11 protein-coding genes are annotated in these 14224 nt (G+C 72.3%); 4 read left to right on the top strand and 7 right to left on the bottom strand.

Going from position 1 to position 14224, the window contains the following annotated elements; translation table 11 throughout:
- Positions 1-704 precede the first annotated feature (704 nt).
- Positions 705-1385 (bottom strand): HAD-IA family hydrolase, encoded by a 681-nt coding sequence (locus ACFVX6_RS28120; protein ID WP_389696059.1) that lies wholly within the window; start codon positions 1383-1385, stop codon positions 705-707.
- A gap of 133 nt (positions 1386-1518) precedes the next feature.
- Positions 1519-2877, bottom strand: coding sequence for a peptidoglycan-binding protein (locus ACFVX6_RS28125; protein WP_389696061.1), 1359 nt, complete (start codon positions 2875-2877; stop codon positions 1519-1521).
- Between the two features lie 1250 nt (positions 2878-4127).
- Between ACFVX6_RS28125 and ACFVX6_RS28130 the strand changes: the two genes are divergently transcribed.
- On the top strand, positions 4128-6188 hold the full coding sequence (locus ACFVX6_RS28130) for a DHA2 family efflux MFS transporter permease subunit (protein ID WP_389696098.1): 2061 nt from the start codon (positions 4128-4130) through the stop codon (positions 6186-6188).
- A 55-nt stretch (positions 6189-6243) separates the two neighbouring features.
- On the opposite strand, the gene ACFVX6_RS28135 is transcribed toward ACFVX6_RS28130, so the two are convergent.
- Positions 6244-6837, bottom strand: coding sequence for a GNAT family N-acetyltransferase (locus ACFVX6_RS28135; protein WP_389696063.1), 594 nt, complete (start codon positions 6835-6837; stop codon positions 6244-6246).
- Between the two features lie 105 nt (positions 6838-6942).
- Between ACFVX6_RS28135 and ACFVX6_RS28140 the strand changes: the two genes are divergently transcribed.
- Positions 6943-7338, top strand: a complete 396-nt coding sequence (locus tag ACFVX6_RS28140; protein ID WP_389696065.1) for a nuclear transport factor 2 family protein — start codon at positions 6943-6945, stop codon at positions 7336-7338.
- A 90-nt stretch (positions 7339-7428) separates the two neighbouring features.
- Here the strand turns inward: ACFVX6_RS28140 and ACFVX6_RS28145 are convergent, their stop codons facing one another.
- Complete coding sequence (locus tag ACFVX6_RS28145) at positions 7429-7794, bottom strand: antibiotic biosynthesis monooxygenase family protein (protein ID WP_389696067.1); 366 nt, start codon at positions 7792-7794, stop codon at positions 7429-7431.
- A 224-nt stretch (positions 7795-8018) separates the two neighbouring features.
- Between ACFVX6_RS28145 and ACFVX6_RS28150 the strand changes: the two genes are divergently transcribed.
- On the top strand, positions 8019-9968 hold the full coding sequence (locus ACFVX6_RS28150) for a bifunctional glycosyltransferase 87/phosphatase PAP2 family protein (RefSeq protein WP_389696069.1): 1950 nt from the start codon (positions 8019-8021) through the stop codon (positions 9966-9968).
- Positions 9969-10376: 408 nt separating this feature from the next.
- On the opposite strand, the gene ACFVX6_RS28155 is transcribed toward ACFVX6_RS28150, so the two are convergent.
- Together ACFVX6_RS28155 and ACFVX6_RS28160 are read right to left on the bottom strand one after the other, a co-directional pair.
- Positions 10377-10727 (bottom strand): DUF6193 family natural product biosynthesis protein, encoded by a 351-nt coding sequence (locus ACFVX6_RS28155; RefSeq protein ID WP_389696071.1) that lies wholly within the window; start codon positions 10725-10727, stop codon positions 10377-10379.
- Between the two features lie 171 nt (positions 10728-10898).
- Positions 10899-12143: a cytochrome P450 gene (locus ACFVX6_RS28160; protein WP_389696073.1), complete on the bottom strand. Its 1245-nt coding sequence runs from the start codon at positions 12141-12143 to the stop codon at positions 10899-10901.
- Between the two features lie 275 nt (positions 12144-12418).
- Between ACFVX6_RS28160 and ACFVX6_RS28165 the strand changes: the two genes are divergently transcribed.
- Complete coding sequence (locus ACFVX6_RS28165; protein ID WP_327306941.1) at positions 12419-13588, top strand: steroid 3-ketoacyl-CoA thiolase; 1170 nt, start codon at positions 12419-12421, stop codon at positions 13586-13588.
- 108 nt (positions 13589-13696) lie between these two features.
- Here ACFVX6_RS28165 and ACFVX6_RS28170 read toward each other — a convergent pair whose 3' ends face one another.
- Positions 13697-14101 (bottom strand): transglycosylase SLT domain-containing protein, encoded by a 405-nt coding sequence (locus ACFVX6_RS28170; RefSeq protein WP_389696075.1) that lies wholly within the window; start codon positions 14099-14101, stop codon positions 13697-13699.
- Between the last annotated feature and the right edge of the window lie 123 nt (positions 14102-14224).

Here is a 14224-nt window from a genome sequence, read left to right on the forward strand (position 1 = left end):
GCCCGCCCGGGCGGGCGGGGCGAGTTCGGCAGCCGGGGCCTGCCTGTCCGGGGTGGGCTGCTTGGTTCTGGCGCCCTGGGGGTGGCGGCTTCCTGGAGCGGCTACCGGATCTGCTCGCCCAGGATCTGGCCACCAGGTCTGCTCGCCCAGGGTCTGGCCGCCAGGATCTGGTCACCGGGGTCTGCCCACCGGGGTCTGCCCACCAGGGTCTGCCCACCAGGGTCTGCCGACCAGGGTCTGGCCACCAGGGTCTGCCGACCAGGGTCTGGCCACCAGGATTGGGCTACCGCGGTCCGGCCGCCTGTTCGGCGCCGAGGCCCTGGCCGTCGTGGGGCGGGCCGTCGATCGGGTGTCCCGAGAGTTCGTCCGTCGGGTTGTCCGGAGCGGGCGTCTGTCCGGTTGTCCCCGGGGTGGGTCGCCTGTCGGGTTGTCCGGAGCGGGCCCTCTGTCCCGTTGTCCGGGGCGGGCCGTCTGTCCGGTTGTCCGGGGCGGGCCGTCTGTCCGGTTGTCCCCGGGGTGGGCTGTCCGTCGGGTTGTCCGGGGCGGGCCGTCCGTCGGGCTGTCCCTGGGGTGGGCCGTCTGTCGGGTTGCCCGGAGCGGGCCGTCCGTCCGGTTGTCCCCGGGGTGGGTCACCTGTCGGAGTGTCCGGAGAGGGCGTCGGTCCGTCGGGGTGCCCGGGTGGGCCGTTCGTCGGGTGGTTTCGGTCAGGCCGTTTCGAGGGTGAGGGTGATGGAGCCGTCGGGGGAGGTGGTGACGGCGACGGCGCTGAGGTCGAGGACGTGGGCGGTGGGGCCGTGGGCGGCGGCGCGGGGGCCGACGCCGATGACCCGCATGCCCGCGGCCCGACCCGCGGCGATGCCGGCGGCGGAGTCCTCGAAGACGATGCAGTCGGCCGGGTCCACTCCGAGAGCGGCAGCGCCCATCAGGAAGCCCTCCGGGTCGGGCTTGCTGGCCTGCACCGACTCGGCGGTGACCCGTACCTCGGGCATCGGCAGGGCGGCGGCCGTCATCCGGGCCGCGGCCAGGGCCGCGTCGGCGGAGGTGACCAGGGCGTGGGGGAGGGTGTTGAGGGCGGCCATGAAGGCGGGAGCGCCGCCGATCGGGACCACGCCCTCGGTGTCGGCGGTCTCGCGGGCGAGCATCACCGCGTTCTCGGCGAGGTTCTCCTCCATCGGGCGGTCCGGGAGGAGGATCGCCATGGTGGCGTAGCCCTGGCGGCCGTGGACCACCTTCAGGGCTTCCTCCGGATCCAGGCCGTGGGCGACGGCCCAGTCGTACCAGCAGCGCTCGACCACCGCGTCCGAGTTGACGATGGTGCCGTCCATGTCCAGGAGCAGGGCCTTGGCGGTCAGGACGGCGGGGGCGGTGGTGGTGCTGGCCGACATCGGAGGGGCTCCAGACGGGACGGGAAAAGAGAACAAGTGGTCCCGTCCACCGGTCAGGGAGTGAGGACGGAACCACTTTGTTCCTGAACTATACAAAGCGCGGAGGGGTGCTCGCCACCGCATGCGGTGTGTTCTATCCCTCCAAGGCGCGACGGGTCGCCGGACCGTAGACGCCCCAAGGGTCCTCGTCGATGTCGTTGTACGCCTGGAACGTCGAGACCGCCGATTCCGTACGGGCGCCGTACCGCCCGTCGTACTTGCCGTGGTAGATGCCCTGCGCTGCCAGCAGGCGCTGGAGCTTCTCCACCTCGGGGCCCGAGTCCCCGTACCGGAGGGTCGGTGCCTGTGTGGGGGGCCGCGAGGTCGGCGGGGAGGAGCGGCTCGGGGTGGGGGACGGGGCGGCCGAGGGGGTCGACGAACGGCTCGGGGTGGAGGAGGGCGAGCGGGACGCGGAAGCGGATGCGGAGGCAGACCGGGAGGGGCTGGAGGAGGGGGAGGGCGACGGGGTCGGGCCGGTGCTCGCGGTGGCCCGTGACGGGTCGACCTGGGTGAGGCTGGTCAAGGGGGAGGAGGGCTTCGCGTCCAGGACGGTGGTCTCCGGTGCGGCGGATCCCGAGACGGCCCGCAGGGCGAGGACGGCCGCGCCGATCACCACGACGGCGGCGGCCGCGATGGCGGCGGGCTTGCGTATACGGCGCCGCGGGGGCCTGGGCGAGTGCGTCCCGTCGGCCCCGTCCGCCCCGTCCGTGCCGGCCATCCCGCGTGCCCCGTAAGCCGGGCCGTCCTTGCCCCCGGGGTGGGCCTCGGGTGACCCGTACGAGCCGTAGGCCCCGGGCGTCGCGTACGGCTCGTACGGCGGGACCGGGCGCAGCTGCATCGTTTCTTCGGGCAGGGACGCTACGGGTGTCCCGTACGCGGGGGTCTCAGCCCCGGGCGGCAGCGGCGCGGTGCGGGTCGGGCTCGTGGGGGGTGAGTACGGCGCCGCGGGATCCGCCGGGCCGGGGTAGGCCGGGAGGACGGCCGTCGGGTCGTCGGTGTGCGCGGCGGTGCCCACGCTCCCCGCATGGGGCGAACCGGAGTGCGCAGCCGTGCCCGCCTGCCCCGGGTAGGGCGGCAGGTCGGCTGTCCGGCCCTGGTGGGCAGCGGTGTCCGTCGGGCTGGTGTGCGCCGTCGGGGCGTCGGCCGAGCCGGGGCGTGCGGGGGCGGCGCCCGCCGGGTCGGTGGGGGGCGCAGGGGTGTTCGCCTGGCCGGGGTGTGATGGCAGGCCGGGTGCCTGGTCCGAGTACGGAGCGGAACCGGGCGAGCCGTACCCCGCAGGGGCGCCGGTCGAGCCGAGGTACGGCGACGCGGTGCCCGTCGGCCCCGGGTAGGCCGGCAGGCCGGTGGGGGATGTGGCGGTGTCCGCAGAGCGAGTGCTCGCAGCGGTGCTTGCCGGGCCGGGGTGGGGCGGCGGGATGCTCGCAGGGCCGGAGGAGGGCGGCTCGCCGGTCATTTGGCCCAGGTGCGATGCGGGGCGCGGGGAGGCGGGGCGCGCAGTGGTGCCCGCCGGGTTGGTGGGGGGCGGCGGGGTGTTTGCCGGGTGGGTGTGCGGTGGGAGGTCGGCCGTTCGCGTGTCCGCAGCGGTGCCGGTCGGGCCGGTGTGCGCGGGCGGGGCGTCGGCCGAGCTGGGGTGTGCGGAGGTGGTGTCCGTCCAGACAGGGTGTGGCGGAGTGGTGCCCGGGTTGGGGTGCGGAGCGGTGCCGGCCGGGCCGGGGTGCGGCGGAGTGGTGTCCGGCCGGGCTGCGTGCGGCGGGGTGCCCGCCTGGCCGGGGTGCGGCGTTGTGGTGGCTGACGGGCTGGTGTGCGCCGGCGGGGTGTCGGCTGAGCCGGGGCGCACGGACGTAGTGCCCGTCCAGCCGGGGTGCGGCGGAGCGGTGTCCGGTCGGGCTGTGTGCGGCGGCGTCGTGCCCGGGTTGGGGCGCGGAGCGGTGCTGGCCGGGCCAGGGGGGAGCGGAGTGGCGTCCGGTATGCCTGCACGCGGCGGGGTGCCCGCCGGGCCGGGGTGCGCTGCCGGGGCGTCGGGCGGGCCGGGGCGTGCGGAGGTGGTGTCCGTCCAGCCGGGGTGCGGCGGTGTCGTACCCGCACGGCTGGGGCGGTGCGCCGTGGTGGCTGCGGGGCTCGAATGCGCTGGTGGGGCGTCGGGCGGGCCGGGGTGTGCGGAGGTGGTGTCCGTCCAGCCGGGGTGCGGCGGAGTGGTGTCCGGTCGGGCTGTGTGCGGTGGTGTCGTGCCCGCCGGGCCTGGGTGGTGCGCCGGGGTGGTTGCCGGGGCGGGGTGTGGCGTGGTGGTGCCCGGGTTGGGGTGGGGAGCGGTGCTCGCCGGGCCGGGGTGCGCGGAGGTGGTGTCCGTCCAGCCGGGGGGCGGCGGAGTGGCGTCCGGTCGGGCTGTGTGCGGCGGTGTCGTGCCCGCCGGGCCTGGGTGGTCTGCCGGGCCGGAGTGCGGCGGCGTGGGGGTGGGTGGCGGCGTGGTGGGGTTGGGGAGGGTGATGTACGGGCGGACGCGCAGGGGCTGGAAGCCTCGTGCGCAGTCGCAGGCTCCTTCCGCCGTGCCGCAATCCGGACAGTGCTCAGTGCTCACTCGAATCCCTCCCCTGGCCGCTGCCAGCGATTATGCAGACCCCCGGTAACCCGCCCAACCCACCCGAGAGGCCATAACGGGACACACCGCTCAGGATGGAGGAGTCGATCAGGCCCGAGGAGGAGCCGATGGTGCAGGACGTGACCACGGAGCCCGACCCGCGCAAGCGGACATCCGGCCCCAGCGCCGAACACGCCTCACGTGAGGTGCTCGTCTCCATCGGTGCGCTGCTGCTGGGGCTGCTCATCTCTTCGCTCGACCAGACGATCGTGTCGACGGCCCTGCCGACGATCGTCAGCGATCTCGGCGGGATGGCGCACCTGTCGTGGGTGGTCACGGCCTACATGCTCGCTTCGACGGCCGCCACACCGCTGTGGGGCAAGCTCGGGGACCAGTACGGGCGCAAGAAGCTCTTCCAGTCCGCCATCGTGCTCTTCCTGATCGGGTCCGCCCTGTGCGGCCTGGCGCAGAACATGCCGCAGCTCATCGGCTTCCGCGCGCTGCAGGGACTGGGCGGCGGCGGGCTGATGGTGCTGTCGATGGCGATCGTCGGGGACATCGTCCCGCCGCGCGAACGCGGCAAGTACCAGGGACTCTTCGGTGCGGTCTTCGGAGCAACCAGCGTGCTGGGTCCGCTGCTGGGCGGACTGTTCGTGGACCACCTGTCGTGGCGCTGGGTCTTCTACATCAACCTCCCCATCGGTCTCGTCGCCCTCGTCGTCATCGCTGCGAGCCTGAAGATCCCGGTACGGACCGAGAAGCACACCATCGACTACCTCGGCACCTTCCTCATCGCCTCCGTCGCGACCTGCCTGGTGCTCGTGGCCTCGCTCGGCGGCACCTGGGGCTGGAGCTCCCTGGAGATCATCGGGCTCGCGGTACTCGGCCTCGTCCTGCTGATCGCCTTCGTCATCGTCGAGCAGCGGGCCGTGGAGCCGGTGCTCCCGCTCAAGCTGTTCCGGATCCGGACCTTCACCCTCTGCTCGCTGATCAGCTTCATCGTCGGCTTCGCGATGTTCGGTGCGATGGTCTACCTGCCGACCTTCCTCCAGGTGGTCCAGGGCGTCTCCCCGACCATGTCGGGCGTCCACATGCTGCCGATGGTGCTCGGACTGCTGATCACCTCCACCGTGTCCGGCCAGATCGTCAGCCGTACCGGGCGCTGGAAGGTCTTCCCGATCGCGGGCACGGCACTGACCGCGGTCGGGCTGCTGCTCCTGCACCAGCTGGAGCGCACCAGCTCCACCTGGGAGATGAGCGTCTACTTCTTCGTCTTCGGCGCCGGCCTCGGACTGGTCATGCAGGTGCTCGTCCTCGTGGTGCAGAACTCGGTCAGCTACGCCGACCTCGGCGTCGCCACCTCGGGTGCCACCTTCTTCCGCTCCATCGGCGCCTCCTTCGGCGTCGCCATCTTCGGCACGATCTTCACCAACCGGCTCGACGACAAGCTGGCCGGTGCGCTCAAGGGGATCCCGCTGCCGCCGGGGCTGGACGCGGGCAAGCTGGAGGCCGACCCGCGCGCCATCGGCGCCCTCCCCGCCGTGCTGCGACCGCGCGTGCTCGACGCCTACGCCGCCTCCATCACGGACGTCTTCCTGTACGCGGCGCCCTTGGTGCTGGTGGCCTTCGTCGTGGCCTGGTTCCTGAAGGAGGACAAGCTGCGCGGTTCGGTGACGGCGCCCGATGTCACCGAGACCCTCGCCTCCAACCCCGTCCAGCGCTCCTCGCGGGAGGAGGTCGCCCGCGCCCTGACGGTGCTCGGGACCCTCCAGGGCCGCAAGCACGTCTACGAGAAGATCACCGCGAAGGCCGGCTACGACCTGCTGCCCGCCGCCAGCTGGCTGCTGCTGCGGATCAAGAGGTACGGCAGCGCCGACCCGGCCGTGCTGGCGGAGAAGACCATGGTGCCGCTGCGGGCCATCACGGACGCGGGCCGCCAGATCGAGGAGCGGGGGCTGGCCGTACGCGACGGGCTGCCGCTGGTCCTGACGGACAAGGGGCGTGAGAGCGCGCTGAAGCTGTCCGCCGCGCGGGAGGAGTCGCTCGCCGAGCTGCTCGGCGACTGGTGGACCGCGGACCGCCCGACCGACCTGTCCGAGCTGGTTGCGGAGATCAACTCGGAGCTCTGCGGTTCCGTCGACGAGGAACCCTACGAGACCTTGCCCCGCCGGGACCATTCCGCTAGGTGAACGGCTCCGCTAGGTGAACGGCCCCGCGAGGTGAACGGCCCCGCCGGGTGACCGGTCAGACCAGGCGCTTCTCGAACCAGTGCTCGGCGTAGGGGCCGGAGCTGTACGCGGGTATCTCCGCGTACCCGTGGCGCGCGTACAACGCGCGGGCCTCCACCAGGTCGGACCGGGTGTCGAGCCGGACCCGCTCGGCGCCCAGCGCGCGGCCCGCGTCCTCCAGGACCCGGAGCAGGGCCGCCCCGCCGCCCGTACCGCGGGCGCGCGGGTCCACGTACACCCGGGTGAGCTCGGCGGTGACGGGATCCAGGAGACGTATCCCCCCGCACGAGAGGGGCCGGCCGTCGAGTCTGCCGACCACGAACCGGCCCGTCCGCCCCGTCAGCTCGTCGTCCGGGAAGTCCAGGAGGCCCTGGTCGATCTCGGCCTCGGTGACGGACCGCCGCCAGTACCGGCCGGCAACCTCCGCGTAGTACGCGCGGCGCAGCAGCGTGGCGTCCGGGGTGGTGAACGGTTCGGCGGCGACCTGCCAGGTCCCGGCCGGGGGCGGGGTGATGGGCGACGCCGAGGTCGCAGGCGTGGGAGCGGGACTGGGGCTGGGGCTGGGGCTGGGCGTAGGCGTAGTGGTGGGTCGCGTCTCTCTGCTGGTCATGACGTCATTGTGGAGCGGCGCCCCGCTGCCCGCGTTGGAATATCCACAGGACCGGGCCGATGATAGGGAAAAGGGCAAAACGTACCCACGAAGGGCGTGACCGTCATGTCGGAGCATCCTGACTGTGCCCTGATCCGCCGCGGCTACGAGGCTTTCGGCCAGGGCGACATGGAGAAGCTGAGCACGATGATGACGGCCGACGTCATCCAGCACATGCCCGGGAGCGGCCCCCTCTCGGGGCATCACAAGGGGCGGGAAGCCGTCTTCGACCTCTACCGCCGGCTCGGCGAGGAGACGAACGGCACATTCAACGTGCATCTGGACAAACTGCTCGCCGACGGCCGCGGCCACGTCATGAGTTTCCACACAGCGCGCGCCGACCGGGGCGACCGCGGGATCGAAATCCACGAGGGAATCTTCTTCACGATCGTCGCCGGAAAGATCAGCGACCTCGACGTCTGCACCGAGGACATCGAGGAGAGTGACACCTTCTGGGCGTGAGGTCTGAGGCGTGAGGGTCCCAAGGGGCCTGAGGGGCGCAAGAGGAGTGCGAGAAGGGCCCGGAGCCGCGGCTCCGGGCCCTTCCGACGCTCAGCCCTGCTTCGGCGCCGCCTGCTGCACGACCTCGAACGACCACACCGACGAGCCCGTGGCAGCGGGCTTCGGCCGCTCCGCGCCGCCTTCGGCACCCGCCGGACCGCCTGCCGCACCGCCCGCCGGACCGCCACCCTGGTGGGCCGCCTTCATGGGCCCCTCCATCCACGCCTGGAAGTCCTCCTCGGAACGCCACCGCGTGTACACGAGATACTGGTCCGTGCCCTCGACGGGCCGCAGCAGCTCGAACCATTCGAAGCCGTCCGAGCCCTCCACGGAGCCCGCGCGGGAGGCGAACCGCTGCTCCAGAACCTCTCGCTGTGCGTCCGGGACGGTGAGGGCGTTGATCTTCACGATGCTCATGCCCGCCATCCTAGGTATCGCGCGGGGGATATCGTCGTCCGGGTAAATGAAGCACGCGGTATGAAACGCAGTACGAAACGCGGCAGCCAGGCGAAGTCAGGGTTGCAGTCAACAGGGCGGGAGGCCGGCGAGGCGTGGCTAACGCGGCGGAGCACAGTGGTGCGAACGGACATGCCGGGGTCATAGGCGGTAGCGGCGGAAGCAGACTCGGGGCGGCACGCCTCATGCTGTGGGCGCTGGCCCTGCTGCTCGCCGTCAGGCAGGCCGCGGTCGTGCTGCGCGTGCCACCGGGCGAGTGGCTCAGCGGCTTCCACCTCCCGGGCAGCCTGCCGGGCTCGCTCTACACGAACGGCCAGTTCACCGGGACCCCCTTCGCGGGGCTGGTCCTCAAGCCGCTCCTGGGCCTCGCCGCGCCCTCCCTGGAGGTGGCCTGGACCTGCGTGACCCTGCTGCTCGTCGCCGCCGTCGGGCTGGTCGCCGCGCGCGCCCTGCCCGACCCCGTGCCGCGGCGCACCGCGCTGCTCGCCGCGCCCGTGCTGGTCGCGCTGATGATGGTCTCGCTGCCCGTCCGCGAAGCCGCGCTGCCCGGGCAGACCGCCGTACTGCCGGTGCTGCTGGTGCTCCTCGCGGTGTTCCGGGTCCCGAGCGAGCGCCCCTCCGGGTTCCTGATCGGCCTGGCCGCAGCACTCCAGCCGGCGCTGCTGCTCTTCGCCCCCCTGCTGTGGCTGTCCGGACGCAGGGCCACCGCGCGCTCCGCCGCCGTGACCTTCGCCGGCGCCACCGCCCTGTCCTGGGCGGCCCTGCCCAGCGACTCGTGGACGTACTGGGTCCAGCACCTGGCCGGCACCGGCCTCGGCGGCGCACCCGACGGGCTCGCCAACCAGTCCGTGCACGGCGCCCTGCTGCGCCTGGGCCTCTCCGGCCCCGGCGAGGTCCTGCTCTACGCCGCCCTCGCGGCCCCGATCGTCTGGATCGGCCTGCGCCGCGCCGCCCGCTACGCCCGTGACGGCCAGCTGCTGCTCGCCGTCGCGATCACCGGCTGCGTGGCCGTCGCCGTGTCCCCGACGGGCTGGCGCCACCAGCTGCTGTGGGTGCTGCTGGCGGTCGCGGGCAAGGTCGGCAAGCGGGCCGCGGACCGGCCGGTGTGGCCGGTGGCCGTGGTCCTCGCCATGACCCTGCCGAGCGACGTGCTGCTGCCCAACCTGGTCGCGCTGGCCCCCGTACGGGACAACGTGCTGCTGCTCGCGGCCCTCGCGGCGGCCTGCGCGGTGCCGTTCCTGCCGCGCTCCTCCCCGTACTGGCGCGCGCCGGTCCCCACCGCCTACGGGCGGCCCGCGCCCGCGCGGTGGGCGCGGGTTCCGCTGCTGCCGTTCTGGCGGCGCGTGCTGTCGCGTCCGAACCTGTTGCTGGAACTGCTCCTGATACGGGTCGGTTACTCGCTCTACTCGCACATCCGGGCCGCCGCCCCCACCAGCCGCACCCTCGCGGAGGGCAACGGCAGCCAGATCCACGGGATCGAGAAGGCGCTCGGCATCGACATCGAGCACGCCGTGAACCACGCCGTCGTGAACACGCCCTGGCTGGAGGCGTTCTTCAACTTCTACTACACCTCCTTCCACTTCGTGGTCCCGCTGGCGATCCTGGCGGTCCTGTACTGGCGCCGCCCCAAGGACTACCGGTGGGCCCGCGCCTCGCTGGGGCTGGCGACGGTGCTGGCGCTCATAGGGTTCTGGCTGTATCCGCTGGCGCCGCCGCGGCTGATGCCCGGCATGGGGTACGTCGACACCGTGCACGGGGTGCAGGACCTGGCGAACCCGAGCTACGGGGCCATGACGGCGATCTCCAACCAGTACGCGGCGATGCCCTCGCTGCACTTCGGCTGGTCGCTGTGGTGCGGGATCGTGATCGTCACGATCGCGCCGAAGGGCTGGCAGAAGCTGCTGGGTGCGCTGCATCCGACGATCACGGTGTGCGCGATCGTTGCGACCGCCAACCACTGGGTGCTCGACGCGGTCGGCGGCGCGGTCGTCGTCGGGGCAGGGTTCGGGCTCGTCTACGTGCTGTCGGGTCCCCGGGGCGATGCGGTGCCGGCCGGGGTGGCCGTGCCGCGGCCGCGGCGGCCGGAGCGGGTGGGAGCGGGGTCCGCGGGGTCCGCGGAGCGGACTAGGGCCTGACCGGGGTGGCCGGGCCGCGATGACGAAGGGGTGCCGGGGCGGTGTAGCAGCCCGCCCCGGCACCCCTTCGCGATGGATCGCCGCGTTCTGCCAGGATCCGCCCGCGGGGTGGCTTCCGCCACTCGGAGCGGGGGCCGGGCGGGGCGGCGGGGTGTGGTGGGTCCTGCGGGGCCGTCCCCTACCCGCCCTTCGCCCGTTCCCCGGGGCTGCGCCCCGGACCCCCTGGGGCTGCGCCCCGGACCCCCTTGGGGCTGCGCCCCGGGCCTGCTTGGGGCTGCGCCCCGGACCCCCTGGGGCTGCGCCTCGGGCCTGCTTGGGGTTGCTCCCCGCCCCCCTCGGGGCTGTGCCCCGGACCCCCCTGGCGCTGCGCCCCGGACCTGTTCGGGGCTGTGCCCCGGGGGCGCTTCTTTACTCGGGCGGGAGGTTCGCGATCACGAGGGCTATTGCCGCGCGGGCCGTGTCGGCTTCGCCGAGGACCGTGGTTTGGCGGGGGCCGCGGACACGGAAGCGGCCGTTGGGGAGGGGTTCCACGGCCGGGGCGGTCACGGCGAAGGGGTGGCCTGCGGAGGCGCTGAACCACAGGGTGAAGTGGCTGGTGTACGGGTAGAGCCGGCGCAGTTCCGGCTCCTCGCGGGCGGCCTCGATGAGGGCCAGGACGCCCTGGCTCATGGACTCGGACCCGCCGCCGAGATCGACCATCCGCTGCCACGTCGTGGGCAGCCGCTGCCACCGTCTCGCGCTGGGGTCATCGAGGTTCATCCGGGCAGTCTGGGGTCCGGCCCGCCGCCAAGGCAATGATCTCGAAGGCGGCGAGACGGTAACGACCGATGACCGGCGAGTAACAACCGAGGGACGGCAGGGGCCGGGCGTGGGAGGTGGGGCCCCTGCCGTCCTGGATCACGGGTCAGTCGTGGCTGTCGGCCTGGGCCGTCAGCCGTGGCTGACCCGCAGTTCCTTGATGCCGTTCAGCCAGGCCGCACGCAGCCGGCGCGGGCCATCGCCGACGAGGCGCAGGTCGGGCAGGGCGTCGGCCAAGGCGTTGAACATCAGGTCGATCTCCATGATGGCCAGCGACTTGCCGAGGCAGAAGTGCGGGCCGCCGCCGCCGAAGCCCAGGTGCGGGTTCGGGTCGCGGGTGATGTCGAAGGCTTCGGGGTTCTCGAAGACCTCGGGGTCGTGGTTGGCGGAGGAGTAGAACATGCCGACGCGGTCGCCCGCCTTGATCTTCTGCCCGCCCAGTTCGGTGTCCTGGGTGGCGGTGCGCTGGAAGGAGACCACGGGGGTGGCCCAGCGGACGATCTCCTCGGCCGCCGTCGAGGGCCGGGTCGCCTTGTACAGCTCCCACTGCTCGGGGTGGGTCAGGAAGGCGTGCATGCCGTGGCTGATGGCGTTGCGGGTGGTCTCGTTGCCCGCGACCGCCAGGAGGAGGACGAAGAAGCCGAACTCGTCGGAGCCCAGGTTGCCCTGGCCCTCGGCCGCCACGAGCTGCGTGACGATGTCCTTGGCCGGACACTCCTTGCGCTCCGCCGCCAGGTTCATCGAGTAGCCGATGATCTCGGCCGCCGCGTTGCCGCCGACCTCGGCGGTGATCGCGTACTCCGGGTCGTCGTAAGCGATCATCTTGTTCGACCAGTCGAAGATCCGGGACCGGTCCTCCTGCGGTACGCCGATCAGCTCGGCGATGGCCTGCAGTGGGAGCTCGCACGCCACTTGGGTGACGAAGTCGAAGCTGCCGTCGGCCGAGGCCTCCAGCGCCTCCGCGACGATCTTGCGGGCCCGGTCGCGCAGGGCCTCCTCCAATCCGCGGATGGCCCGCGGGGTGAAGCCGCGCTGCACGATCTGGCGTACGCGGGTGTGTTCCGGCGGATCCATGTTCAACATGATCAATCGCTGGGCATCTATCGCATCGCGCTGGATGTGCTCGTTGAAGCGGATGATCGCCGTGTTCGTGGTGGAGGAGAACAACTCCGGGTGCGTGGAGATGTACTTGACGTCCGCGTGCCGGGTGACGGCCCAGTACCCCTCGTCGTCGAAGCCGGTGACGCCCCGCGGCTGCGGGCACCACCACACGGGTGCGGTCTGCCGCAACTGCGCGAACTCGGGGTAGGGGACCCGGTCTTGGAGAACGTCCGGGTCGGTGGCGTCGAAGCCTTCGGGCAGCGCGGGGCAGGTCATCGGGCGACTCCAAAGTCTGACGGCCCATCAGAAGTTGGCTTGAAGGTAGTAACGAGTTCTAGAAGTCACAAGGGGCCCCGCGCCAACTGTTGCGTGTGGAATCCGTGGAAGCCGCGTGCAAGACCCTTGCGTACCGGGTGTTCTGGTCATAAGACTGCGGGGAGAACTAGAACGCGTACTAGTTCGGGTGGGGCGCCGGGACGGCCCGCCCGTCAGCTGAGGCGCGCTAGCCGATGCGCGCTGTGCGCTACGCAGGAGCAGGAGAGGACGAGCTCATGGCCGCGGAACCCGTCATCGTCGAAGCCGTACGCACCCCGATCGGCAAGCGCGGGGGCGCGCTCGCCAATCTTCACCCCGCCTACCTCCTCGGCGAGACCTACCGCGAGCTCCTCGCCCGCACCGGAATCCAGCCCGACTGCGTCGAGCAGATCGTCGGCGGCACCGTCACCCACGCCGGCGAGCAGTCCATGAACCCGGCCCGCAACGCCTGGCTGGCCATGGGCCTCCCGTACGAGACCGCCGCGACCACCGTGGACTGTCAGTGCGGCAGCTCCCAGCAGGCCAACCACATGGTCGCCAACATGATCTCCAGCGGTGTCATGGACATCGGCATCGCCTGCGGGGTCGAGGCCATGACCCGCGTCCCGCTCGGCTCCGGCTCCAAGCACGGCCCGGGCAAGCCCTTCCCGGACGAGTGGAACGTCGACCTCCCGAACCAGTTCGAGGCCGCCGAGCGCATCGCCCGCCGCCGGGGCCTGACCCGCGAGGACGTGGACCGCCTCGGCGTCCTGTCCCAGGAGCGGGCCGCCGCCGCGTGGGCCGAGGAGCGGTTCAAGCGGGAGACCTTCGCCGTGCAGGTGCCCACCACCGAAGCGGAGCAGGCCGCCGGCCAGGGCATGTGGCGGCTGGTCGACCGGGACGAGGGCCTGCGCGACACCTCCATGGAGGGCCTCGCCCGGCTCAAGCCCGTCATGCCGACCGCCGTGCACACCGCCGGGAACTCCTCGCAGATATCCGACGGCGCCGCCGCCGTGATGTGGGCCTCGCGCAAGATGGCCCGCGCGCTCAAGCTGCGGCCGCGCGCCCGGATCGTCGCCCAGACGCTGGTCGGCTCCGACCCGCACTTCCACCTGGACGGGCCGATCGACGCCACGCGGGCCGTACTGGGCAAGGCCGGCATGTCCCTCAAGGACATCGACCTCGTCGAGATCAACGAGGCCTTCGCCTCCGTCGTCCTCAGCTGGGCCCAGGTCTTCGACCAGGACCTGGAGAAGGTCAACGTCAACGGCGGCGGCATCGCGATCGGCCACCCCGTCGGCGCGACCGGCGCCCGCCTGATCACCACCGCCCTGCACGAGCTCGAGCGCCGGGACAAGGAGTTCGCGCTGATCACCATGTGCGCGGGCGGCGCGCTGGCGACGGGCACCATCATCCAGCGGCTATAGCACCTGCGCCGCCTTTGAACCCTGTGGGATGGGATCGCAAAGGCCCCGGTGGCCGGACCTGGGGAGGCCGGCCGCCGGGGCCTTCGCATGTGGTGTTTCGCTGGTGGTTTAGTACCAGTGGTTGTTCTGCCAGAACGTCCAGGCACCGGCGGGGCTGCCGTAGCGGGAGTTCATGTAGTCCAGGCCCCACTTGATCTGGGTCGCCGGGTTGGTCTTCCAGTCCGAGCCCGCCGAGGACATCTTCGAGGCCGGCAGGGCCTGGACCAGGCCGTAAGCACCCGAAGAAGCGTTCGTGGCGGTGTAGTCCCAGCCGCTCTCGCGGGACACGATGTTGTTGAACGCCGCGAACTGAGCCGGGTCCTTGATCATCTGCTGGGCGATCGCCTTGGCACTCATCGGGGCGGCCTGCGCGGGAACCGCGGCCAGCATGGAACCGGCAACGCCCAGGGCGAGGACGGTACCCGCGAGGGTCTTCTTCGAAGCGGCGATGCGGCGGATGACGACGTTGGACACGGACAGGCCTTTCGACGGGGACAAGGGCAGTCGCAGACATGCGTGAGCCACTCACGCGAGGGAGAGGGGTTCGTCGGCGGGAGCAGGAGAACCGGGGGTGAGCCCGGGGGATCTCCGTCCGCC

It is taken from the genome of Streptomyces sp. NPDC058289 (assembly GCF_042880975.1).
Taxonomy (GTDB): domain Bacteria; phylum Actinomycetota; class Actinomycetes; order Streptomycetales; family Streptomycetaceae; genus Streptomyces; species Streptomyces stoeckheimensis.

Excerpts from the sequence above, each read along its gene's own strand:
- ACFVX6_RS28120 (WP_389696059.1), bottom strand. The coding sequence starts at position 1,385 with ATGTCGGCCAGCACCACCACCGCCCCCGCCGTCCTGACCGCCAAGGCC.
- ACFVX6_RS28125 (WP_389696061.1), bottom strand. The coding sequence starts at position 2,877 with ATGACCGGCGAGCCGCCCTCCTCCGGCCCTGCGAGCATCCCGCCGCCC.
- ACFVX6_RS28130 (WP_389696098.1), top strand. The coding sequence starts at position 4,128 with ATGGTGCAGGACGTGACCACGGAGCCCGACCCGCGCAAGCGGACATCC.
- ACFVX6_RS28135 (WP_389696063.1), bottom strand. The coding sequence starts at position 6,837 with ATGACCAGCAGAGAGACGCGACCCACCACTACGCCTACGCCCAGCCCC.
- ACFVX6_RS28140 (WP_389696065.1), top strand. The coding sequence starts at position 6,943 with ATGTCGGAGCATCCTGACTGTGCCCTGATCCGCCGCGGCTACGAGGCT.
- ACFVX6_RS28145 (WP_389696067.1), bottom strand. The coding sequence starts at position 7,794 with ATGAGCATCGTGAAGATCAACGCCCTCACCGTCCCGGACGCACAGCGA.
- ACFVX6_RS28150 (WP_389696069.1), top strand. The coding sequence starts at position 8,019 with ATGCTGTGGGCGCTGGCCCTGCTGCTCGCCGTCAGGCAGGCCGCGGTC.
- ACFVX6_RS28155 (WP_389696071.1), bottom strand. The coding sequence starts at position 10,727 with ATGAACCTCGATGACCCCAGCGCGAGACGGTGGCAGCGGCTGCCCACG.
- ACFVX6_RS28160 (WP_389696073.1), bottom strand. The coding sequence starts at position 12,143 with ATGACCTGCCCCGCGCTGCCCGAAGGCTTCGACGCCACCGACCCGGAC.
- ACFVX6_RS28165 (WP_327306941.1), top strand. The coding sequence starts at position 12,419 with ATGGCCGCGGAACCCGTCATCGTCGAAGCCGTACGCACCCCGATCGGC.